Here is a 22069-nt window from a genome sequence, read left to right on the forward strand (position 1 = left end):
CGATGGATACGCGGGTCAAGCCCGCGTATGACGATCGAAATCGTGGCCTGCTCTGCGCACCGTGCTGGGCGCCTTACTTGCCCGCTAGCCTCACGCCAAGCCGGCCGGCCAATTCCTGCGTGAACTGCCAGGCGACGCGGCCGGAGCGGGAGCCGCGGGTGGTCGACCATTCCAGCGCCTCGCGCTCCAATTCCTCGCCATCGACCTTGATGCCGAAATGGTCGCAATAGCCTCTGACCATGGCGAGGTATTCATCCTGGCTGCAGCGGTGGAAGCCGAGCCACAGGCCGAAGCGGTCGGACAATGAGACCTTCTCTTCGACCGCTTCGCCGGGATTGATCGCAGTGGAGCGCTCGTTCTCGATCATCTCGCGCGCGAGCAAATGCCTGCGGTTGGACGTGGCATAGAGGATGACGTTCTCGGGACGTCCCTCGATGCCACCTTCCAGCACCGCCTTCAGCGACTTGTACGAGGCGTCGTTGCCGTCGAAGGAGAGGTCGTCGCAGAACACGATGAAGCGGAAATCGGAGGCGCGCAGCACTTCCATCAGCATCGGCAGGCTCTCGATATCCTCGCGATGGATCTCGATCAGCTTCAACCGGTCCGCAGGCTTGCGGTCGAGATTGATGCTGGCATGTGCGGCCTTCACCAGCGAGGATTTCCCCATGCCGCGCGCGCCCCAGAGCAGCGCGTTGTTGGCGGGCAGCCCGTTGGCGAAGCGCTCGGTATTTTCGATCAGGATGTCGCGCATCCGGTCGATCCCCTTGAGCAGGAATATCTCGACGCGGCTGACGCGGGCGACGTTCGAGAGCCGTCCGTCCGGATGCCAGACGAAAGCATCGGCCGCGCCAAGCTGCTTGCTTGCGTCGGAGTCCGGGGCGGCGGCGGAGAGGTGGCGCGCGATCGCTTCCAGGGCGTTCGCGATCCGCTCCGCGGTGTCGCCGTTGGGCGCGCTTGCCGGACCTTTTGTCGCGGTTTTGCGGGGGCCTTTGGAGGCCAGTTTGGGCATGGCGCGAGGCGCTGATTTTTTGGCTTTTTTCGACATTTGCGCAGTTCCTGACGGGGCAGCCTTTAACGGGCCTTGGCGGTTGCCGCAAGCGGCCTAAATGAGGGGCTGTTAACGTTGCAATTGGGCCGGCCGCCGCTATAGTCCGCGCGAATTTGCCCGGACCGGGCTTGACGCGCCAGGCGTCGCCGGTCCTTCTCCCGTCTCACGAGGATTGTCCGAATGCTGATTACTCCTGCGTTTGCCCAGGCCGGAGCCGGCGGCGATGCCAACAGCATGTTGATGTCGCTTCTGCCGTTCGCCCTGATCTTCGTGATCATGTACTTCCTGATTCTGCGCCCGCAGCAGAAGAAGGTGAAAGACCATGCCGAGCTCGTCAAAAACATTCGCCGCGGCGACACCATCGTGACCTCGGGTGGCCTCGTCGGTAAGGTGACCAAGGTGGTCGACGACGACCAGATCGAGTTCGAAATCTCCGATGGCGTCCGCGTGCGGCAGATGCGGCAGATGATCTCGGGCGTGCGCACCAAGGGCGAGCCGGCGAAGGAAAAAGCCGAGGCCAAGGACGAGACATCCGCGAAGTGATCGTCGCGCCGCAATTTTCGATCTGACAGGTCAAGGCGATGTTGTATTTCACGCGGTGGAAGGCGCTGGGAATCATCCTCACGGCGCTCGTGGTGTGCCTTTGCGCCGTGCCGAACTTTTTCCCGGAATCGCAGGTCAAGACCTGGCCGGGGTGGGCGCAGCGGCGCCTGGTGCTCGGCCTCGACCTGCAGGGCGGCTCCTATCTGCTGCTCGAGGTCGATTCCAACTATGTGAAGAAAGAGAAGCTCGACCAGATCCGCGACGACGCGCGGCGCGTGCTGCGCGACGCCAAGATCGGCTACACCGGTCTCAACGCGCGCAACGATGCCGTGGAGGTACGGATCAGCCGCGATACCGACCTGCCGACCGCGCTCTCCAAGTTGCGTGAGCTCTCGCAGCCACTCGGCGGCTTGCTTGGTTCCAGCGGCCAGCGCAGCCTCGAAGTGTCCGATGCCGGCGGCGGGCTGATCCGCCTGACCGTGCCGCAGGCTGCCATCACCGAGCGCATCCGCCAGACGATCGAGCAGTCGATCCAGATCGTCGAACGCCGCGTCAACCAGCTCGGTACCGTCGAGCCCGTGATCCAGCGCCAGGGCACCGACCGCATCCTGGTGCAGGTGCCGGGTCTGCAGGACCCGACACGTCTGAAGGAACTGCTCGGCAAGACCGCGAAGATGGAATTCCGGATGGTCGACACCTCGGTGCCGCCCGACCAGGCCCAGCAGGGCAGGGTTCCGCCTGATTCCGAACTGCTGATGAGCGCGTCGACGCCGAAGATCCCGTACGTCGTCAAGAAACAGGTGCTGGTCTCCGGCGGCGATCTGACTGACGCGCAGCCGGGATTCGACCAGCGCACCGGCGAGCCGATCGTCAGTTTCCGCTTCAATACCTCGGGCGCGCGGAAATTCGCCCAAGCCACGACTGAGAATGTCGGCCAGCCCTTTGCCATCATCCTCGACAATGAGGTGATCTCCGCGCCCGTGATCCGCGAGCCGATCACCGGCGGCCAGGGCCAGATCTCCGGCAGCTTCACGGTCCAGTCCGCCAACGATCTCGCGATCCTCTTGCGCGCCGGCGCGCTGCCGGCACCGCTGACCGTGATCGAGGAGCGCACGGTCGGTCCGGGGCTCGGCCAGGATTCGATCGAGAAGGGCGAACTGGCGGCCTATGTCGGCTCGATCCTGGTCATCGTGTTCATGCTGATCACCTATCGGCTGTTCGGCGTGTTCGCCAACATCGCCGTTGCCGTCAACGTCGCGATGATCTTTGGCCTGTTGTCGCTTTTGAACGCCACGCTGACGCTGCCCGGCATCGCCGGCATCGTGCTCACGGTCGGCATCGCCGTCGACTCCAACGTGCTGATCTATGAGCGTATCCGCGAGGAGCTGCGGGGCGGGCGCAACGCGATCTCGGCGATCGATGCCGGCTTCAAGCGCGCGCTCGCGACCATCCTCGACTCCAACATCACCACGTTCATCGCCGCTGCAGTGCTGTTCTACATCGGTACCGGCCCGGTGCGCGGCTTTGCCGTCACGCTCGGGATCGGCATCATTACCACGGTCTTCACCGCGTTTACGCTCACGCGGCTGATCGTGGCGTGGTGGGTGTGGTGGAAGCGGCCGCAAAAGACCGTGCCGATCTGAGAGGCCTGTTGTGACTCATTTTGTTCTCATTGGCCTTGGCATCCTGATCGCCGTGCTGACCGTCGTCGCGGCGCTCGGCATCCTGCCGCCGCTGCGCATCGTCCCGGACAACACGCATTTCGATTTCACGCGCTTCCGCCGCATCAGCTTCCCGATCTCGGCGGTGCTCTCGATCATCGCGATCACGCTGTTCTTCACCCACGGCCTGAATTTCGGCATCGACTTCCGGGGCGGCACGCTGCTGGAAGTGCAGGCCAAATCCGGCAATGCCGACATCGCGGCGATGCGCGCCACGCTCAGCGCCTTGAACCTCGGTGAGGTCCAGTTGCAGCAGTTCGGCGGCCCGGCCAACGTCTTGATCCGCGTCGCGGAGCAGCCCGGCGGCGACAGCGCGCAGCAGGAGGCCGTGCAGAAGGTCCGCGGCGCGCTCGGCGATTCCGTCGAATATCGCCGCGTCGAGGTGGTGGGCCCGCGCGTGTCCGGCGAGCTCCTGGCTTACGGCATGCTTGGATTGATGGTCGCCATCATCGGCATCCTGATCTATCTCTGGTTCCGCTTCGAATGGCAGTTCGCGCTCGGCGCCATGATCGCCAACGTCCACGATATCGTGCTGACGATCGGCTTCATGTCGGTCTCGCAGGTCGATTTCGACCTCACCAGCATCGCGGCACTGCTCACGATTCTCGGCTACTCCCTCAACGATACGGTCGTGATCTACGACCGTATCCGCGAGATGCTGCGGCGTTACAAGAAAATGCCGATGCCGCAGCTCCTCAACGAATCGATCAACTCGACGCTGTCGCGCTCGATCATCACCCACGTCACCGTGACGCTCGCGCTGCTGGCGCTGCTGCTGTTTGGTGGCAACGCCATCCACAGCTTCACCGCGGTGATGATGTTCGGCGTGGTGCTGGTCGGCACCTACACCTCGATCTTCATCGCGGCGCCGATCCTGATCTATCTCGGCGTGGGCACCGTACGCGGGGACGCGCCGGAGACGCCGGCCAAGAAGCCGGAAGCAGCGGTCAAGAAGTAGCTCCATGGCTCAATCCTCGGACGCTCCACATCTTCCGAGGTCGGCGCCGATCGAGGCATACGGCAAGGGCGGCTTCGCCTTTGCCGATATGTCGCATCGCGGTTCGCTGCTCTGCCTGCCCGGTGGCATCTGGGCCTGGCCGGTGACGACGCCGCAGCAGATCGACCGATACTCGCTCGAACGTGTGTTCGCGAAGGCCAACATCATCGACACGCTGATCGTCGGCACCGGCACCGAAGTATGGATAGCGCCCAAGGCGCTGCGGGATGCCTTGCGCGCGGTGCATGTGGTGTTGGATACGATGCAGACGGGGCCTGCGATCCGCACCTACAACATCATGTTGGGCGAGCGTCGGCGGGTGGCGGCGGCGCTGATTGCGGTGCCATGACCGAGTCCGGGTCCGGCCGCACGGACGCCGCGGCATTCTGCGCCGACCTGGTGCGCACGCATGATTTCGCGCGCTATGCCTCCACGCTGTTCGTGCCGGCGCGCGAACGCCGCGCGCTGCTCGCGATCTACGCCTTCAACGCCGAAATTTCCCGCGTTCATGAGCTGGTCAGCCAACCCTTGCCCGGCGAGATACGCCTGCAATGGTGGACCGACATGCTCGCAGGCAGCGGCCATGGCAGCGTCGAAGGCAACCCGGTGGCTGCGGAACTGCTGCTCGCGATCAGGAATTTCCGGCTGCCCGTTGAGCCGCTGTCGCGGCTGGTCGAGGAGCACCAGTTCGATCTCTACAACGATCCGATGCCGTCGATGGCGGCGCTCGAGGGCTATCTCAACGAGACCGCCTCGGCGCTGTTCTCGCTCGCCGCGCGCGTGATGGCACACCCCTCCGAGGAGATCGATCACCTCGCACAGCATGCCGGGCTCGCGCAAGGTATCGCGCAAGTGATCGCCGCATTGCCGCGCGATGCTTCGCGGCGGCAATTGTTCCTGCCGCTGCAGTTCCTTGAGCAGCACGGCGGCGGAATCGAAGACGTGTTCTCGGGCAAGCAGACGCCCCAACTGCGCGCGGCGATCGACCAGCTCATCGGTGAGGCGAGCAGTCATCTGAAGACCGCGCTCTCGCTGCTGCCGACGGTCCCGCCGGCGACGCGGCCGATCTTCCTGCCATTGGCGCTGGCCGAGCGCGATCTCGCGCGGACATCGCGGGCCGGCAGCAATCCCTTCGCCCCGCAAGTCACATCGCGGCTGCGGGTGCTGTGGACGGTATGGCGGGCGTCGCGGCGACGGGAGTTCGGCGGCTAACACTGCGCGCTACTTGCCGATGTGCTTGGTGAAGATCCTGATCGTGCGGCCTTTCACGACCGGGCCGGCATCGAACAAGCCGGACGCGATCTTCTCGATCTCGTCGCGCAGTGACACAAACTGCCCCTGCCGCGCGATGCTCGGTGTGCCGCGCGTTCCCGCAAGCTCGTCCATCGCGGCGTCGCTGATCTGACACTCCACGGCTTCGCCTTCGTTCAACATCGTGAACGTGAATGCGAGCCGTTCGGAATCATGTCCGCCAATCTTGCCACGCGTCAGCGGCATTGAAGCACTCTCCTTGGGATCGATTCCAAAGGTGCTTCGCAACGATGGCATTGTCGAGGTGGCGATGCCGAACGGTTACCGCGTCAGCCGATCCATTTCCGCGACCTCGAAATTGAATCGGTCGCGAAGATTTTTGCGCTGCTCAAGGATGTCCTTGAGGAAGGCGCGGTCGGTCTCGTTCTGCATCATCGGCTCGATCAGGTCGATCTGGTTCATCGCCACGAGCTGCAATATCTCGGTGCGCGGCTTGCCCGCGGCATCGCGCGGCAGCGCATGGACGACCTGGATATGCTCGGGCGGCTTGACGCCCTTGGCTGAGGCAAGCGTGTTGCGCAGCTTCTTCTCCAGCGCGGCCTCGTCGGCTTCCACAAAGGCATAGAGCCCGACGCCGACGCGGCGGTCGGCGAAAGCGACGATCGCGGTGTCGCGCACTTCAGGGTTCTTCCGGATCAGATCAATCAGGACCGGCGCGTCATTGACCAGCCGTCGGCCGCCGCCTTCGCGATCGGTGAAATTGAAGAGTCCGCGGGTGATCGCCTGGTAGACCTTCTTGCCGGTCTTGAGCCAGACGCTGGCGACGACGGACTTGCGTGCGAGGATCTTGCGTTCCTTCGGGGTCAGCGCCTCCGGCGCATAGCTGCGCTTGTGCTTCAGCAGGTGCCGCAAGTCCTCATAGGCCGCGATGCGGAACAGACGGCTGCGGCGCTTGAAGCAGGCGGCGAGCTGGAAATCGGTGAGATAGGCGCGGCCGTTGCGGCCGACCAGCCAGTTCTGCTCCTTGGCGAGATCGTTGTGGCAGATGCCGGCGCGATGCAGTCTGCGCAGTGCATCCTTGGCCGAGCGGAAATAGGCGACATCGCCATGTGGCTTGGCCAAGTGCAGCGCCACGCCATCGATGAACCCGCGTACCAGCGCGCGTTGTCCCGCCCACAGCAGTTTCGGTCCGACGTCGAGGTCGCGCGCCAGCGACAGCGCGCGCCGCTCGCGCGAAAACAGGTGCAGCGCCACTGGAAACGACCAGAACGGCACCAGGTCGAGTCGGCGCAGCACCGCATCGGTTTCGCCGGTGTCGATGCGGAAACGGCCGCGCTCGACGGTCGAGAACACGTCGCGCTTGAGCAGGACTCCTTCGCGCCATCGCGCCGACAGGGTGGCGGCGTCGTGTTTCGGCAAGCTCATGGCTCAAGCCGCCGCCGCGACGTGCAAATGCTCCGATATCCAGCGGTCGAGATCGGCAAGCGCGCGGGCGGACATCGCCTGCTTCTTCGCTACCGTCTTCTCGTTGCCGCGGAGCCGCGTGCCGTCGGGTTTCTTCGTTGGCGCGCTGGCCAGCGGCGGGAACAAGCCGAAATTGATGTTCATCGGCTGGAACGAGCGCGGACCCGTGTCGATGGTCTCGATATGGCCGCCGGTGATGTGGCCGAGCAGCGCGCCCAGCGCCGTGGTCGAAGGCGGCGGCGCCAGCGAATGGCCGCGAGCGTTCGCTGCGGCATAGAGGCCGGTGAGCAGGCCGATGCTGGCGGACTCCACATAACCTTCGCAGCCGGTCATCTGGCCGGCGAAGCGCAATCGCGGCTCGGCGCGCAGCCGTAGTTGTGAATCCAGAAGCTTGGGCGAGTTCAGGAAGGTGTTGCGGTGCAATCCGCCCAGCCTGGCGAATTCGGCATGCTCGAGACCCGGAATGGTGCGGAACACGCGCTGCTGGGCGCCGTGCTTCAGCTTGGTCTGGAAGCCGACCATGTTGTAGAGCGTGCCGAGCTTGTTGTCCTGGCGAAGCTGTACGATCGCGTAAGGCTTTGTTGTGGGATCGTGAGGATTGGTGAGGCCGACCGGCTTCATCGGACCGTGCCGCAGCGTCTCGCGCCCGCGCTCGGCCATCACCTCGACCGGCAGGCAGCCGTCGAAATAGGGGGTGTTGGTCTCCCAGTCCTTGAAGTCCACCTTCTCGCCGGCCAGCAGCGCGTCGACGAACGCGTCATACTGCTCCTTCGTCATCGGGCAGTTGATGTAGTCGGCGCCGGTTCCGCCTGGGCCGACCTTGTCGTAGCGCGACTGGAACCACGCCACGTTCATGTCGATGGAGTCCTTGTGCACGATCGGCGCAATGGCATCGAAGAAGGCGAGCGCGCTTTCGTCGGTGAGCTCGCGGATGGCGCCCGCCAGCGGCGCCGAGGTGAGGGGGCCTGTCGCAACGATAACATTGCGCCATTCGGCGGGCGGTAGGCCCGCGATCTCCTCGCGGCGAATCTCGATCAGGGGATGGTCGTTGAGGGCCTTGGTGACCGCCGTGGAGAACCCCTCGCGATCGACCGCCAGCGCCCCGCCGGCGGGCACCTGGTTGGTATCGGCGGCGCGCATGATCAGCGAGCCGAGCCGGCGCATCTCGGCATGCAGCAGGCCGACCGCGTTGTTGGCGGCGTCATCGGAGCGGAAGGAATTGGAGCAGACGAGCTCGGCAAGGCCATCGGTGCGATGGGCCTCGGTCATCCGTTGCGGGCGCATCTCGTGCAGCACCACGCGCCCGCCGGCGCTCGCCACCTGCCAAGCGGCTTCGGAACCGGCAAGGCCGGCGCCGATGATGTGGACAGGATCTGGAAAGGGTTTGGTCGCAGTCATCGCGCAGGGTTAGCGCGTTTTTTCCGCGAGCGCATCTGAAACCGGGCAGAGAAACTGGGGAGAGAATACGAGAACGCCCGCGTAAAGCAGCGGGCGTTATCCGTTCACTGGTGGGCTGACGAACGATCAGCCGTTGTAGTGCCCAGAGGCGACGCGCGGGATATCGGAGCGATCGAGGCCGATGTCCGCCAGCTCGCGATCGCTAAGCTGCGACAGCTCGGCAACATTACGCTGATAATCCCGGAAAGCCCGGATCATGCGGATGAGCGAGAGTAACATGGTAGTCTCCTAGAAATTACGATTCAGCGTTTCGGCACGCGTTATCGTTGATGAAGTGAACATAAGTTGAGTTGATGCAGTGCGGTAGCGCTTATGTTGCGATGCAGCTAAGTGAAAAATGCATGACAAAGTAAGGGTCGATTAACCCTTCATGGGGCTGCCCGAGAAGGCGCGGGCGCCCCCGGTGTGAGGCCTGTCGGAGATTAGAAAACCACCGTAAAATCACTGGCTTGTTACAAAAATAGTGTCTCTGTCGCCCCTAAAGCATGTCGTGGCTATCAGTGCCGAAATCAAACGTTGTAACCCGATTGGTGTCATGCAGAGGCCAACTCACAAGGGCTCGCTTCTCATGCGTGATTCGCATGCGTCGCTTAGAAATGAAATGAAAATCATTTCTTCTGGCGCAGATTTTAGAAGAACATTCCTTCACCATCTAGGAGTTGGCGTCGGACCGCGCGCCCGAAGCCAGGCGCAGGATCATCGTCTGGCAGACCGTCCACCCCTCAGCGTAGTCACCCAAGGATGTTCGCAACCCGAAGGGCTCGTCGCCGACGCTGAACCCGCAGTTCCCGGTCCGCGGGAATTCGGTTCGTGAGGAGAGGAGACGGCACGTTGCACCGCGCTAGCGGCAACGATCGCTTACGCGGCGTTTCCTTACCGGGCTGTAATGAAAAATCGATGCAACGCATGCGTGCTTTGCTCGCAGCGTCGATCACATCTCTATCGCGCGGAATTCATTCTGAACTTTTCGATGATGAGCGAACAATCGCTGTCACGGATTCCGGCAATGACGTCGGCTTCCGTTCAAATAATACAGAAAATGGGGAAAATACCATGCACAACAAACTGATCGCAGCGACTGCGATGGCCGTCATTGCTTACGCCGCTGCTCCTGCCCACGCGGCCAAGGTGACCGTCGGCTGCAGCGGCGACAATCTCACCAAGACTGAGTCTATGGTCGAGAACATGGCGGACGGTCCAGGCAAAATCGTGGCGCAAAAGGAGATTGCCCAAGCCCAGGACGCTCTGCTCGGTGGCAAGATGGGCGTGTGCGCGGCGCATCTGAACAAGGCCATGCACGCCGGCGAGGCGAAGTAGGAGGCAAGGCTTCTCGAAGGTGCCGATCGTCCTGCGGCGATCGGCTCCTTAAAGACAGAGGGGCGTTAGATTTCTTTTTGACGCGTTTGCTTGACGCGAACCGGCGTCCACCCTCGGATCAAGTCCGAGGGCATGCTTCGCTCGCAAACGCTTTAGGGCGCTCGGGTAAGCTGGGTGGCAAAATAGGCGACGGTCCGGGCGTAAACCTCGCTCTTGTTCCATTGCTGGATTACCGCGAAGTTCGGATTGCCTGGCTCCCAATTCTTGCCGCGTTGCCAGCCATGGTTGGCGAAGAAATTCGCGGTCGAGGCCAGCACATCGGGCGCGCTGTGCAGGAGATCGCGGCGGCCATTGCCGTCGAAATCGACTGCGAATTTGATGTAGTTCGACGGCATGAACTGGGTCTGGCCGATCTCGCCGGCCCATGCGCCGCGCAGTTCCTGCGCAGGGACATCGCCGCGCTCGATGATGCGGAGCGCATCCAGAAGCTCGGCCCTGAACATATCGGAGCGGCGGCAATCATAGGCGAGCGTCGCCAGCGCCCGCATCGTCGGGAATTTGCCGATGTTGACGCCGAAATCGGTCTCCAGTCCCCAGATCGCCACCAGCACTTCGCCTGGCACGCCATACGCCTCCTCGATGCGGGACAGCACCGAGCCGTACTGCTTCATCATGTTGGCGCCACGGGTGAGGCGGGGCGGCACCATGCGTCCCGAGAATTCCTCGAAAGTCTGACTGAACACCTTCTGCGACTGGTCGCGCGTGAGGACGTTCTTGTCGAGGGTGACGCCGTTCAGGCCGACCTGGATCGCGGACTGCGAAATCCCCTTCGACGCCGCCTCCTTCTTGAAGTCGTCCAGCCACGTATCGAACGAGCCGCTGCCGCAGGTCGCGGCGAACGAAGGCGTGCAGAGGGTCAGGAGCAGGGCTCCCAGCGCAGTCCGGAGGGAAAAGCGAAAGCTCATGAAATCATTCACTCCATGTCGACGCAGCATCGACACTAATCTCGAAACGCTACCAAAATGTTTGCGGCAACAGCGGCCAAAACAAGGCTTGTCGGCGTTGCGCGAGCAAGTCAATCCCATGCCGAGGCGATGACATATTCCTGCGCATCTCCGATCTGGTGCTCGCGCACCAGGCCGGAGATGAGCAGATTTGCCGAAGATTTACGCGCTGTTTTTCCGCCGCCACGGGAACAGGTTGGCGGGGAAGTCGGCGGCAGACTTGCGCTCGCGCGGGCGCGGCTGGAGCGGTCGCACATTGGGATCGGGAACGATCACCTGCCGGTAGAGATGCCAGGTGGCATGGCCGAGCAGGGGAATGACAACGGCGAGGCCGAGGAAGAAAGGCAGCGTTCCCAGCACTAGCAATGCCGCAACGATCAGGCCCCAGGCGGCCATTGGTAGCGGATTGCGCGCGACCGCGCGCAGCGAGGTGACCATGGCTTCACCGGTCGTGGCGTGACGGTCGAGCATCATCGGGAACGAGACCACGCTGATGCAAAGCGCGAGCAGGGCGAAGAGGAAGCCGACGCCGCAGCCGACCAGGATCAACCACCAGCCTTGCGTTGTCGTCAGCACCTGCGTGAAGAAGTCGGGAATCCCCGCAGCCGTCGCATAACCGAATGTCGAGACGTAGATGGCCTGCGCCGTGGCGATCCAGGTCACGAACAGTGCGAACAGCAGCGTGCCTAATCCAAGCATGGCGCCGAATGACGGCGAGCGGACGATCTCGATCGCGTCCCATGCAGAAGGTTCTTCGCCATTCTCACGACGGCGACTGAGCTCATAGAGACCGATCGCCGCGAACGGGCCGAGCATGGCAAAGCCCGCGGCCAACGGGAACAATAGCGGCAGCACGGAATAGCCGTGCACGACGCGGGCAAGCACCAGGCCCAACACCGGATAGACCACGCACAAGATGACGGCGTGGCTTGGCACGGCCTTGAAATCCTCCCAGCCGAGCTGCAGGGCGCGATGCAGATCGCCAAGACCGATGGTGCGAATCTCGGGCGCAGTCGCGACTTTCTGTCCGTTCTGCGTCAATGATGTGACATTGTCGTGATAGGTGGCCATAGTCGTTGTCTCCCTGCGCGGCCGCATTTCTGTGCCCGCCAGCGAGGGCACGACGTGCCGTCTCCTGCGAACAGGCCAGACGCGAAGACACCCAACCGGCCATGTCGCGAACTGAGATGTCACGGTACTCCCAAACCGGGACAGACGCGCTCACGCTTCGGTGAATGTCGCATTGGCAACCTTGGCTGGGCCGGGTAAAATCATTTTGCGACGCGGGCGGGTGCTGGCGGTCGAAAAGAGCCCCGAGAGAACCACCTGACACCACATCTCAAGTTTTTTGGAGTGAACGATGAGCATTTTCGGAAAAATCATGAGCTCGATCTTCGGCAGCAGCACAGCGACCGCAGCGCCGGCTGCCGGTGCGCCTGCGGGGAGCGCGCCTGCGGGGAGCGCGCCCGCGGCCGGCACCTCGCCGACTGCTACGGCTGCAGCGCCTGCGCAGAGCGTCGACGTCGCTCCGATTTTGGATGCGGCTGTCGCCGCAAAGAAGGAGAAGCTCGAGTGGCGCACATCGATCGTCGACCTGATGAAGGCGCTCGACATCGATTCGAGCCTGTCGGCGCGCAAGGAGCTTGCCAAGGAGCTTGGCTACACCGGCGACACCAATGATTCCGCGAGCATGAACATCTGGCTGCACAAGCAGGTGATGACCAAGCTCGCCGCCAATGGCGGCAAGCTGCCGCCGGAAATCAAGCACTAAGGCGACGCTCGTACTTAGGATTCGAAGGCCCGCGATCGTCGCGGGTCTTTTTTTGACCCCAGATAACAACAACGAAGGAGAAACGCCCATGACTACGATCGATCGCAGGACCATGCTGGCCACCGGCGCGCTCGCGCTGGCGGGAACGGCTGCGCAGGCTACGTCCGCTGAGGCGCAGGCTGGGCCGAAGGCGATGTTTCCGGTGGCGGCGACGACGATCCCGATTGTCGGCGAGACCGAGGTATTCCAGGTTCGCCGCATCTATTGCATCGGCCGCAACTATGCCGCGCACGCGATCGAGCGCGGCTCCGATCCGACGCGCGAGCCGCCGTTCTTCTTCCAGAAGCCGACCGATGCGATTCAGAACGTTGAGATCGGGACAGTTGCCGATCATCCCTATCCGTCGCTGACGAAAAACTATCATCACGAGGTCGAACTCGTCGCAGCGCTGAAATCCGGCGGCACCAACATTCCCGCCGACAAGGCGCTGGATCACGTCTACGGCTATGCGCTCGGTCTCGACATGACCCGCCGCGACCTGCAGAACGGCATGGCCGCTGAGAAGAAGCCTTGGGAGATCGGCAAGAGCTTTGACCATGCCGCCGTGATCGGTCCGATCCATCCGGCTTCCAAGACCGGACATTTCACCCAGGGCGCGATCTCGCTCGCGGTCAACGGCACCGTCAGGCAGAACTCGGACCTGCGGAACATGATCTGGAGCGTCGCCGAGCAGATCGCAAAACTGTCGGAAGCCTTCGAGCTGAAGGCTGGCGACATCATCTATTCCGGCACGCCGGAAAATGTCGGCCCGGTGGTCAAGGGCGACGTGCTGCTGTGCAAGCTCGAGGGCCTGCCGGACATGTCAATCCGGATCGTGTAGCAGGCCGCACGACTCTCACGCCACGAGATCCCGATACTCGGGGTGTTTGCTGAGATAGTCGACGACAAAGCCGCAGCCGGCGATCACCTTGTGGCCGTCGGCGCGGATCAATTCCAGCGCGCCCTTGACGAGTTCGGAGGCGATGCCGCGGCCGCGCAGCGCACGCGGCGTCTCGGTGTGGGTGATGATGATGGCCGACGGCGTCGCGCGGTAGTTTGCGAAGGCGACGCCGCCTTCGACGTCGAGTTCGAAGCGGCTTTGTGCGCTGTTATTGCGGACCGATGTCATGTCTGATGTCTACGCTTTCAGTGTTTCAGCAGATCCTGGTAATCCGCGTGTTTCTCGATGAAGGCCTTCACGAACGGGCATTGCGCGATCACCTTCAAGCCCTCGGCGCGCACCTGGTCCAGCGCGCCGCGGATCAGCTTTGAGCCGATACCCTTGCCGCCGAGCGCCGGCGGCACTTCGGTGTGGATAAAGGTGATCACACCATCCGCTTTCTCGTAGTAGGTCGCGGCAATATGTCCGTCGGCCGCGAGCTCGTAGCGCTTGCGCCCGGGGTTGTTGACTACGGCTTCGTTCACACGTCCATCCATTATCTCATTCCCGTTGTTTGCATCGCGGCATCGCCCCGTGGTTGTCCCGCGAAATGGCAATCGCCCGCCTTGCAAGCCGATCATAACCGGCCTAGGTTTTTTTCAAGACATACGCCCCGAAGCGGCCAGATGGTCGTTTGGTCCTGCAATGTCATAATCGCTGGCTGCTGACGTATGCCTCTTTTCCAGGGAGGTCTACCATGTCGGATAAGCGTTTCTTTAGCACCCATAGACCTTGGGAGGACTGGTTCGGCATGCTGCTTGGCGTGCTGATCGTGGTCTCGCCATGGTTTCCGATGCAGGCCGGCCGCGACGTCGTCGATGCCGACCGCAGCATCATGATCCTCAACACCTTCGTGATCGGCATGCTGGTGTTCGGCCTGGCCCAGCTCGAATATGTCGCCCTGCAGCGCTGGGAGGAGGTGGCAGCCATCGTGCTCGGCTGCTGGCTGATCGCTTCGCCGTTCCTGTTCGGCTATTCCGGCGATACCCTGCTGCAGGTGTGGCACGGCATCCTCGGCGCGCTGGTGGTTCTGCTGGGTGCGCTGCAGCTTTGGCAGGACTGGGGCAGGAGCGACCAGGAACTCGCCGACCATCCGCAGTGAGCGCCCTCGTCGCGGAGCGGTGGCTGGGCAGCCGGAGGCGCCGGGGTCCGCCCTTGCCGAACCCCGTGCGGAGGCGATAAACCGCAGAGGGGTGGCGAGAAGCCCCGCGTGATGAAATTCCCGATGGGACGGAAATGAGCGGAGAGACGGGTAGCGCGGCCACGCCGCGCGGCGGACAGTTGCGGATGTCGCGCCGGGTCATGAACCTGGCGCATATCGTGACCCAGAATGCGCGCCGGCACGGCGATCGCGCAGGGTTCATTTGGCAGGACCGAAGCTGGACCTGGCGCGAGATCGATGGCCTCGTCTCGGCACTTGCCGCTGCGCTGGCGGCGCGGGGCATCGGCAAGGGCGACCGCATCCTGGTCCACTCCAAGAACTGCGACGAGATGTTCTGGTCGATGTTCGCCGCCTTCCGCCTCGGCGCGGTCTGGGTCCCGACCAATTTCCGCCTGATGCCCGACGAGGTCGCCTATCTCGCCGCAGCCTCCGGCGCCAAGGCTTTCCTCTGCCACGGCGACTTTCCCGAGCACGCCGCGGCCGTCGCCAATCCGGCGCTGCAATTCACCTGGCGGATCGGCGAGGAGGGGAGCTTTGGCGAGCGGACCGTCACTGACGCGATCGCGGCGCATGCCGGCGCGAAGGTCGATAATGTCGCGGTCGAGCATGACGATCCCTGCTGGTTCTTCTTCACCTCCGGCACCACCGGCCGCTCCAAGGCCGCCGTGCTGACCCACGGCCAGATGGCCTTCGTGGTGACCAATCATCTCGCCGACCTGACGCCCGGCGTGAGCGAGCGGGATGCCTCGATCGTGGTCGCGCCACTGTCGCATGGCGCGGGCATCCATCAGCTCGTGCAGGCCGCGCGCGGCGTGCCGACCATCCTGCTGCCGTCGGAGAAATTCGATATCGCCGAGACGTTCCGGCTGATCGAGCAGCATCGCGTCAGCAATCTCTTCACCGTGCCGACGATCCTGAAGATGATGGTCGAGCATCCCGCCGTCGACCAGTTCGACCATTCCTCGCTGCGTCACGTGATCTATGCGGGGGCGCCGATGTATCGCGAGGACCAGAAGCTGGCGATGCGGAAGCTCGGCGCTGTGCTGGTGCAGTATTTCGGCCTTGGCGAGGTCACCGGCAACATCACCGTGCTGCCGCCAGCGCTGCACGATCCCGAGGACGGCCCGCATGCGCGGATCGGCACCTGCGGCTTCGAGCGCGTCGGCATGCAGGTCTCGATCCAGGACGACCAGGGACGCGAATTGAAGCCGTTCGAGACCGGGGAGATCTGCGTGATTGGCCCGGCAGTGTTCGCGGGCTACTACGACAACCCCGAAGCCAATGCGAAGGCGTTTCGTGACGGCTGGTTTCGCACCGGCGATCTCGGCCACATGGACGAAGAGGGCTTCGTCTACATCACCGGCCGCGCGTCCGACATGTACATCTCCGGCGGCTCCAACATCTATCCGCGTGAGATCGAGGAGAAGATCCTGACGCATCCTGCTGTCGGCGAGGTCGCGGTGCTCGGCGTGCCCGATCCCTTCTGGGGCGAGGTCGGGGTTGCCGTCTGCGTCGCGCGCGAGGGCGCCAGCGCGGTCGGCGAGGCGGAGCTTGCCGCGTATCTTGCGCCGAAGGTGCCGCGCTACAAGATGCCTAAGCGCTTCTTCTTCTGGGAAGCACTGCCGAAGTCGGGTTACGGCAAGATACCCAAGCGCCTGATCCGCGATGAGCTGGAAGCGCGCGGGCTGCTCGACATCTCCACCAAGCAGACCGGGTGATGCGCAGCATCGCCCAACCGGGTCCCATCGCGCGCGAGCGTATTCAATGGGTCGAAGCGCGCGGGCGCGCGTTTTCGTTTACGCTGCAGGCCGGCATTCCGCTGCTTGAAGCTGCGCGCCGCGGCTTCGCGGCGGAAGGATTTTCGGGCGGCGTGTTGAGCGCAAGCGGCGGCGCGCTCGGCCCGTTCGCTTACGTGATGCCGGCGCTGTCGAAGACCGGCGCCAATGCCGCATTCTACAGCGAGACATTTCGCCCTGATGGCATCACCCGGCTCAAGTTCGCCACGATGACGCTGGGCGAGCGCGACGGTGCGCCGTTCTTCCACTGCCACGGATTGTGGACCGAGGCTGACGGCCGCTTCAACGGCGGCCATATGCTGCCGGAGGAGACGGTGGTCGCCGAACCTTTCGAGGTGCAGGCCTTCGGTCTCAATGGGGCGATGTTTGTCGCCGAGCCTGATGCCGAGACCAATTTCAAACTGTTCGGCCCGGTGCCGCGCCAGGCGACCAATGCTGAGACCGCCAGCCGCGCCTTTGCGCTGCGGCTGCGCCCGAACCAGGATTTTGCCTGCGCGCTGGAGAAGTTTTGCCGCCAGCATGGCATCCCGCACGCGCGCCTGCATGGCGGCGTCGGCTCGACCATCGGCGCCTGTTTCACCGATGGCCGCACAGTGGTGCCGTTCGCGACCGAGCTCGCGGTCCGAGCCGGCACGATCGCTCCCGACGCCGATGGCCAGCTCGAAGCCGAGCTCGAGATCGCGCTCGTCGACTATCTCGGGGGCATTGCCGAGGGGAAATTGGTGCGCGGCGACAATCCAGTGCTGATGACGATGGAGCTCGTGCTCGAAGTGTTGGACGAGGAGTAGGCTCTCTCCGATGTTGTAGGATGGGTAGAGCGAAGCGAAACCCATCGACTTCATAGCAAGCGGCCGCATGGTGGGTTTCGCTTCGCTCTACCCACCCTACGATTCCGATTCAATTTTCAAACAGCTCTCCGCTGTCATCGTCCGGCTTGACCGGACGATCCAGTATTCCAGAGGCCATCGTGCTTGAGCCGAAAGGCCGCGGGTTACTGGATGCCCGCCTTCGCGGGCATGACGGTGGAGTTTGGGAGAGGATGTGCGTTCGCATTCTCGCGACGCTTTGCGTCCGAGTTCTGCGTCACTTCCACCCTCGAAGAGAGGGCGCAGGGAAAGCCGGGCGCCGATTGCACCCATGGGTCCCGTGCAACAAAAAGCACGGGGGTAGGACCACAGGTTCAACCGGGATCACACCGGCTTTCCCTGCGCGACGGCTTTACGGCCTACTTCGTACTCTCCCCGGTGACCGGGCTCTCTTGCCACCGTCGCCCGCGGCAGCTCTTGCTGCTCGCGCGCTTAGCGCCAGCGTCGGGGCGCCAGGACCACACGACTTCGCCGTACGCAGCCACGCCATTCGTCTGCGCTTTTCGCGCCTGACACAGCCACGTCCAGCGCATCCCGCTTCCAACGTCCGTGACGATCGCGATACGCCCCTCCAAGTGGAGGCGGGACGGCGCGTTTCTAAGGTGATTTGCGGTGAGAACGAAGCGGAATGTTTTTCGCGGGCAGACTGGATGGGGCAAATCACGTTGATATTGCAGGGGAATTTTCGCTCGAGCGACATGCGAGACCACGTGCTCAGTCCTCATTCTGAGGAGCCGCGCCTCGCGCGGCGTCTCAAAGGATGGCCGCGGGCGAGATCGGGGCCTCATGGTTCGAGACGCGCTACGCGCTCCTCACCATGAGAGTCTGGCGTTGCGCGGGCGGCTAGGACGCAAACATCCTCACCGCCGCCTGCGGACGTGGATGTTGATGTCGAGATCGATCTTGCTGACGCAGGTCTGCTCGGTGCGGTGCGAGCCGCCTTCGTGCCAGCGTCCTTTGCGCAGGCGGGCATCGCGCACATTGGCGAGCCGCAGGCAGCGCCATTGCGGGAGCATGCCTGAACTCTCGCCGGCGAACTGCCAGGCCAGCACGACTTCTTCGCCTGATTTGTTGGTGCCGATGATGTGCGGGCAAAGCTCGCGCGGCCGGCCTTCGTAGCTGCAGACGACCTGCTGCTCGCCGCGAATGGCTTTGCGGAAAAGAGCGTAGGTGGCGCTCGGCGCGGGGCGGACGCTCATCGGCAGGATCGTTCTTGTTGTGTTCCGTGATCTGTGCCAGATAATCAGCCTGGGATTGAAGCTCTGAACTGCGTCGGTTGTTAGGTGCGCCCATGGCCTCGCGAAGAAGCCGAACGATCAATCTGCCGGCGCCTTACCTCAAGCGCGTCTGGCTCGATCCGTCCCGCATCACGGACCGGGACGCATATCCGTTCTGCCTGCCATTACTGCGGGATGACTTCGAGTTGAGCTTCGATCGTGCGATCACCATCATCGTGGGCGAGAACGGCACCGGCAAGTCGACGCTCTTGGAAGGTATAGCGGTGCTGGCCGGCTTCGACGAGGCCGGCGGCAGAAATGGCTACATGCCGGTCGATCACTCGAAGGCGATCGAGAAGATGGGCGGGCAATTGTCGACCGCGCTTCGCGCAAGCTGGTTGCCGAAAATCACCAATGGCTGGTTCTTCCGGGCGGAAAGCTTCTTTTCTGTTGCGAGATATCTGGACGAGGTCAACAACGAATTTATTCCGGGAGTGGGTCGCGGCATCCCTCCAGACTTCCTCTCCCATTCTCACGGCGAAGGTTTTTTGCGTTTCTTTAACGAGCAGTGCCAGCGTCAGGGCATCTTCATCTTCGACGAGCCGGAATCGGCGCTGTCGCCCTCGCGCCAGATCGAATTCCTGAAACTGCTGCGCCGCATGGACGTAACAGGACATTGCCAAGTGCTGATGGCCACGCATTCGCCGGTGCTGATGGCCTATCCCAACGCAACGCTGCTGCGGCTGACGAAATACGAGCTCGAGCCCATTACCGTCGAGCAGACCGACCACTACAAGGTGATGCGCGAGTTCTACGCGGACCCGGCGAGCTTCGTGAGCGCGGCGATCGCGGAATAGAGTGGGGCGGGGACATGGGGCGAAAACGAAACCGAACGATCAACCTGCCTGCGCCGTATTTGAAGCGGGTCTGGCTCGATCGTTCCCTCGTTCCGGATTGGGACGCCTATCCATTCTGCCTTCCGATTTTCAGGGACGAGTTCGATCTGAGTTTCGAGTCCGCCATCACCATCATCGCCGGCGAGAACGGGACCGGCAAATCGACCATCCTCGAAGGCATCGCAGCGCTTGCCGGATTCGACAGCGGTGGGGGCGGCAAGGGGCACAGGTTGGTCGATCATTCCGACGCCATCGAAGTGACCGGCGAAGACCTTTCGGTTGCCCTGCGCGCCGGTTGGTTACCCAAGGTCAACTACGGCTGGTTTTTTCGGGCAGAGACGTTCTTTTCGGTCGCAAGACACCTGGATCGCGCCGCTCAGGAAGCCGAACAACTGCTTGGTGGCCAGGTTAACCAATCGGCACCCGATTATCTCTCCTATTCCCACGCAGAGGGCTTTCTCTACTTCTTCGAAGAACGCTGCCAGCGGCAGGGCATCTTCATCTTCGATGAACCGGAATCCGCGCTGTCGCCTTCGCGCCAGATCGAATTCCTGAAGCTGATGCGCCGGATGGACGAGAGCGGCCAATGCCAGATCATCATGGCCACGCATTCGCCGATCCTGATGGCCTATCCAAATGCGACTCTGTTGCGATTGTCGAAATACGGATTGGAGCCGGTGAGCGTGACGGATATGGATCATTACAGGGTCATGCGCGAATTCTGCGATGATCCCAAGAGCTTCGTTGAAGCGGCGATCGGGGACTAAGACGAGCAGGGCGCTGACCGCGTGCGACCGCCTTTCTGGTCCAGCGCCGCTCCCGCCCGCGCCACAAACCAGCCGCCTTTGGTCTGAAAATGCCTTGCGATATGACAGCCCGCGCGCCTAGGTGGCTGCCAAGATAATAAATGAGGAAACGACATGAGAGTGACGATCGCGAAGGTGGGAGCCGTGGTGGCGGCGCTGGCTGTGGTAGGGGCGGCTTGGGCCCATGGACCGACCCGGCAAAAGGTGCGGGAATCGATCGAGATCAGCGCGCCGCCTGCAAAGGTGTGGGCGGTGATCGGGAATTTTCAGGACATGAGCTGGTTGCAGCCGGTCAGCAAGACCGAAGGTGAGAAGGGCAACGAGATCGGCGCCACCCGGCGGCTGACGCTTGCGAGCGGCGGCACGATGGACGAGGAGCTCTACAAATACGACGCCGAGAAGTTGAGCTATTCGTACCGGATTACGGCGGTCGACGTGAAGGTGCTGCCGGTCACCAACTATTCCTCGACCTTGACGATATCGCCAGGGGCCGACGGCAAGGGCAGCGTTCTGGAGTGGGCCGGCGCCTTCTATCGCGGCTATCCCAACAACGACCCGCCACCTGAGTTGAACGATGAGGCCGCGGTGAAGGCGGTGAGCGGGCTTTATCGTTCAGGGCTTGAGGCGCTGAAGAAGAAGGTCGAGAGCGGAAGCTGATCGTGCGGGCCATCGTTCTGGCGGCTGTGGTCGCCAGCATCGGCTCAGCCTCGGCCGAGGAGGCGTTCGTCACCAATCAGCTCAGCGAAAACCTGACGGTCGTGGACCTCGCAACGGTGCAGCCGGTCGCGACCATCGCGATTGGCGGCAAGCCGGCCGGCGTTGCCGTCACGCTGGATGGACGCTTCGCCTATGTGACGAGCCCCGAGGCCAAGGCGCTCACGGTGGTGGATGCCGCCGCGCGCCAGGTCGTCGGGCAGGTCAAAGTCGGCGGCGGTCCGCTTGGTGTCGCGGTATCGCCGGATGGCGCGGCGGTCTATGTTGCTGACTGGCATGCCGCGGCGGTGCGGGTGATCGATCCGCTGGCGCTGCGCGTTGTCGCCGATATCGCGGTCGGCGCATCGCCCTCGGGCCTCGCGGTGACGCCCGACGGCCGGCTCTTGCTCTCGGCGGACCGCGACGACAACACTGTGTCCGTCATCGATACCGCAACGCGCGACCGGCGGGCGGTCATCAAGGTCGGGATGCACCCGTTCGGAGTCACCATCGATGCGGAAGGCCGGCGCGCCTACACCGCCAATGTCGAATCGAACGACGTGTCGGTCATCGATATTGCAGAGGGCCGTGAGATCGCTCGTGTGAAGGCCGGCCTGCGCCCCTATGCGGTTGCGCTAGCGCAGGGCCGGGGCTTCGTCACCGACCAATATGACGGCACCGTCAGCGTGTTCGATCTCGCGACGCTGGCGCCGATCAAGCGCATCGGCGTCGGCGACTATCCGGAAGGGATCGCCGCGACGGCGGATGCGCGGCGCATCATCGTGGCAAACTGGGAGAGCAACACGCTCAGCGTCATCGATGCGGCCGAGCTTAAGGTGATCGGTGAGACCAAGGTCGGCGACGGTCCGCGCGCGTTCGGAGCTTTTCTGCGGCGCTAGAGCGGGATGACTTGTCTTCGAATCGGCGTGACCGCGGTTGTCCACCTCTCCCATAGGGAGAGGTCGGCGCGCAGCGCCTGGTGAGGGGTTATGGTTCCTCGATCGAGCTCATCCCCCTCACCCGGATCGCATCTCACGATGCGATCCGACCTCTCCCCGACGGGGAGAGGTAAGGCACCTC

26 protein-coding genes are annotated in these 22069 nt (G+C 63.2%); 15 read left to right on the top strand and 11 right to left on the bottom strand.

The window, feature by feature from the left end; translation table 11 throughout:
* Positions 1 to 73: 73 nt before the first annotated feature.
* Positions 74 to 1045 (bottom strand): ATP-binding protein, encoded by a 972-nt coding sequence (locus tag ACZXDY_RS31950; protein WP_464348254.1) that lies wholly within the window; start codon positions 1043 to 1045, stop codon positions 74 to 76.
* A 183-nt stretch (positions 1046 to 1228) separates the two neighbouring features.
* On the opposite strand from ACZXDY_RS31950, the gene yajC reads away from it, so the two are divergent.
* The 5 genes from yajC to ACZXDY_RS31975 are packed head-to-tail and all read left to right on the top strand — an operon-like array spanning position 1229 to position 5521.
* Complete coding sequence (gene yajC / locus ACZXDY_RS31955; protein WP_028165588.1) at positions 1229 to 1591, top strand: preprotein translocase subunit YajC; 363 nt, start codon at positions 1229 to 1231, stop codon at positions 1589 to 1591.
* Between the two features lie 38 nt (positions 1592 to 1629).
* Positions 1630 to 3234 carry a protein translocase subunit SecD gene (gene secD, locus ACZXDY_RS31960; RefSeq protein ID WP_028165587.1) on the top strand — a complete coding sequence of 535 codons (1605 nt, stop codon included), beginning with the start codon at positions 1630 to 1632 and terminating at the stop codon, positions 3232 to 3234.
* A gap of 10 nt (positions 3235 to 3244) precedes the next feature.
* Positions 3245 to 4270, top strand: coding sequence for a protein translocase subunit SecF (secF, locus tag ACZXDY_RS31965; RefSeq protein WP_464348255.1), 1026 nt, complete (start codon positions 3245 to 3247; stop codon positions 4268 to 4270).
* A 4-nt stretch (positions 4271 to 4274) separates the two neighbouring features.
* Positions 4275 to 4658, top strand: a complete 384-nt coding sequence (locus tag ACZXDY_RS31970; protein WP_464348256.1) for an Mth938-like domain-containing protein — start codon at positions 4275 to 4277, stop codon at positions 4656 to 4658.
* The gene (locus ACZXDY_RS31975) at positions 4655 to 5521 is read left to right on the top strand and encodes a phytoene/squalene synthase family protein (RefSeq protein ID WP_464348257.1); all 867 of its coding nucleotides are present in this window, start codon (positions 4655 to 4657) and stop codon (positions 5519 to 5521) included. Before ACZXDY_RS31970 ends, ACZXDY_RS31975 begins: the two co-directional genes overlap by 4 nt.
* Positions 5522 to 5530: 9 nt before the next feature.
* Here ACZXDY_RS31975 and ACZXDY_RS31980 read toward each other — a convergent pair whose 3' ends face one another.
* The 4 genes from ACZXDY_RS31980 to ACZXDY_RS31995 form a co-directional block, all read right to left on the bottom strand.
* Positions 5531 to 5806 (bottom strand): DUF1488 family protein, encoded by a 276-nt coding sequence (locus ACZXDY_RS31980; protein WP_464348258.1) that lies wholly within the window; start codon positions 5804 to 5806, stop codon positions 5531 to 5533.
* 75 nt (positions 5807 to 5881) lie between these two features.
* Entirely contained in the window at positions 5882 to 6985 is a 1104-nt protein-coding gene (locus tag ACZXDY_RS31985) for a serine/threonine protein kinase (RefSeq protein ID WP_464348259.1), read from the bottom strand.
* A 3-nt stretch (positions 6986 to 6988) separates the two neighbouring features.
* Positions 6989 to 8422 (bottom strand): methylenetetrahydrofolate--tRNA-(uracil(54)-C(5))-methyltransferase (FADH(2)-oxidizing) TrmFO, encoded by a 1434-nt coding sequence (gene trmFO / locus ACZXDY_RS31990; RefSeq protein WP_464348260.1) that lies wholly within the window; start codon positions 8420 to 8422, stop codon positions 6989 to 6991.
* Between the two features lie 126 nt (positions 8423 to 8548).
* Positions 8549 to 8701, bottom strand: a complete 153-nt coding sequence (locus ACZXDY_RS31995) for a DUF1127 domain-containing protein (RefSeq protein ID WP_080663824.1) — start codon at positions 8699 to 8701, stop codon at positions 8549 to 8551.
* A gap of 612 nt (positions 8702 to 9313) precedes the next feature.
* On the opposite strand from ACZXDY_RS31995, the gene ACZXDY_RS32000 reads away from it, so the two are divergent.
* On the top strand, positions 9314 to 9799 hold the full coding sequence (locus ACZXDY_RS32000; protein ID WP_464348261.1) for a hypothetical protein: 486 nt from the start codon (positions 9314 to 9316) through the stop codon (positions 9797 to 9799).
* A gap of 152 nt (positions 9800 to 9951) precedes the next feature.
* Here the strand turns inward: ACZXDY_RS32000 and ACZXDY_RS32005 are convergent, their stop codons facing one another.
* From ACZXDY_RS32005 to ACZXDY_RS32015, 3 genes are all read right to left on the bottom strand, one after another.
* Positions 9952 to 10764 carry a lytic murein transglycosylase gene (locus ACZXDY_RS32005; RefSeq protein WP_130226365.1) on the bottom strand — a complete coding sequence of 271 codons (813 nt, stop codon included), beginning with the start codon at positions 10762 to 10764 and terminating at the stop codon, positions 9952 to 9954.
* A 201-nt stretch (positions 10765 to 10965) separates the two neighbouring features.
* On the bottom strand, positions 10966 to 11874 hold the full coding sequence (locus ACZXDY_RS32010) for a DUF2189 domain-containing protein (protein ID WP_464348262.1): 909 nt from the start codon (positions 11872 to 11874) through the stop codon (positions 10966 to 10968).
* 150 nt (positions 11875 to 12024) lie between these two features.
* The gene (locus tag ACZXDY_RS32015; RefSeq protein ID WP_196237318.1) at positions 12025 to 12186 is read right to left on the bottom strand and encodes a hypothetical protein; all 162 of its coding nucleotides are present in this window, start codon (positions 12184 to 12186) and stop codon (positions 12025 to 12027) included.
* Here ACZXDY_RS32015 and ACZXDY_RS32020 point away from each other — a divergent pair.
* Together ACZXDY_RS32020 and ACZXDY_RS32025 are read left to right on the top strand one after the other, a co-directional pair.
* Entirely contained in the window at positions 12164 to 12574 is a 411-nt protein-coding gene (locus ACZXDY_RS32020) for a DUF3597 domain-containing protein (RefSeq protein WP_464348263.1), read from the top strand. The genes ACZXDY_RS32015 and ACZXDY_RS32020 overlap by 23 nt on opposite strands.
* 88 nt (positions 12575 to 12662) lie before the next feature.
* Complete coding sequence (locus ACZXDY_RS32025) at positions 12663 to 13454, top strand: fumarylacetoacetate hydrolase family protein (RefSeq protein ID WP_464348264.1); 792 nt, start codon at positions 12663 to 12665, stop codon at positions 13452 to 13454.
* Between the two features lie 15 nt (positions 13455 to 13469).
* Here the strand turns inward: ACZXDY_RS32025 and ACZXDY_RS32030 are convergent, their stop codons facing one another.
* Together ACZXDY_RS32030 and ACZXDY_RS32035 are read right to left on the bottom strand one after the other, a co-directional pair.
* Positions 13470 to 13742, bottom strand: coding sequence for a GNAT family N-acetyltransferase (locus ACZXDY_RS32030; RefSeq protein ID WP_028165575.1), 273 nt, complete (start codon positions 13740 to 13742; stop codon positions 13470 to 13472).
* A gap of 17 nt (positions 13743 to 13759) precedes the next feature.
* Positions 13760 to 14050 (bottom strand): GNAT family N-acetyltransferase, encoded by a 291-nt coding sequence (locus ACZXDY_RS32035; protein ID WP_464348265.1) that lies wholly within the window; start codon positions 14048 to 14050, stop codon positions 13760 to 13762.
* Positions 14051 to 14250: 200 nt separating this feature from the next.
* Here ACZXDY_RS32035 and ACZXDY_RS32040 point away from each other — a divergent pair, with 200 nt between their 5' ends.
* The 3 genes from ACZXDY_RS32040 to ACZXDY_RS32050 all read left to right on the top strand — a co-directional run bounded on the left by ACZXDY_RS32040 (position 14251) and on the right by ACZXDY_RS32050 (position 17299).
* A complete protein-coding gene (locus ACZXDY_RS32040; RefSeq protein ID WP_028165573.1) occupies positions 14251 to 14655 on the top strand; it encodes an SPW repeat protein in 405 nt (134 codons plus the stop codon).
* Positions 14656 to 14789: 134 nt separating this feature from the next.
* Positions 14790 to 16433 carry an acyl-CoA synthetase gene (locus tag ACZXDY_RS32045; RefSeq protein ID WP_464348266.1) on the top strand — a complete coding sequence of 548 codons (1644 nt, stop codon included), beginning with the start codon at positions 14790 to 14792 and terminating at the stop codon, positions 16431 to 16433.
* Positions 16433 to 17299: a PCC domain-containing protein gene (locus tag ACZXDY_RS32050; RefSeq protein ID WP_464348267.1), complete on the top strand. Its 867-nt coding sequence runs from the start codon at positions 16433 to 16435 to the stop codon at positions 17297 to 17299. The genes ACZXDY_RS32045 and ACZXDY_RS32050 overlap by 1 nt, the downstream gene beginning before the upstream one ends.
* Positions 17300 to 18237: 938 nt before the next feature.
* On the opposite strand, the gene ACZXDY_RS32055 is transcribed toward ACZXDY_RS32050, so the two are convergent.
* Positions 18238 to 18576: a hypothetical protein gene (locus ACZXDY_RS32055; RefSeq protein ID WP_464348268.1), complete on the bottom strand. Its 339-nt coding sequence runs from the start codon at positions 18574 to 18576 to the stop codon at positions 18238 to 18240.
* Positions 18577 to 18668: 92 nt separating this feature from the next.
* Between ACZXDY_RS32055 and ACZXDY_RS32060 the strand changes: the two genes are divergently transcribed.
* From ACZXDY_RS32060 to ACZXDY_RS32075, 4 genes are all read left to right on the top strand, one after another.
* Positions 18669 to 19451, top strand: a complete 783-nt coding sequence (locus tag ACZXDY_RS32060) for an AAA family ATPase (RefSeq protein ID WP_464348269.1) — start codon at positions 18669 to 18671, stop codon at positions 19449 to 19451.
* 14 nt (positions 19452 to 19465) lie between these two features.
* Positions 19466 to 20257, top strand: coding sequence for an AAA family ATPase (locus ACZXDY_RS32065; RefSeq protein WP_464348270.1), 792 nt, complete (start codon positions 19466 to 19468; stop codon positions 20255 to 20257).
* 153 nt (positions 20258 to 20410) lie between these two features.
* Positions 20411 to 20953 carry an SRPBCC family protein gene (locus ACZXDY_RS32070; protein WP_028165568.1) on the top strand — a complete coding sequence of 181 codons (543 nt, stop codon included), beginning with the start codon at positions 20411 to 20413 and terminating at the stop codon, positions 20951 to 20953.
* 2 nt (positions 20954 to 20955) lie between these two features.
* Positions 20956 to 21888 (top strand): YVTN family beta-propeller repeat protein, encoded by a 933-nt coding sequence (locus tag ACZXDY_RS32075; protein ID WP_464348271.1) that lies wholly within the window; start codon positions 20956 to 20958, stop codon positions 21886 to 21888.
* Positions 21889 to 22069 lie beyond the last annotated feature (181 nt).

The sequence above is a fragment of the Bradyrhizobium sp. LeoB3 genome, from assembly GCF_055456055.1.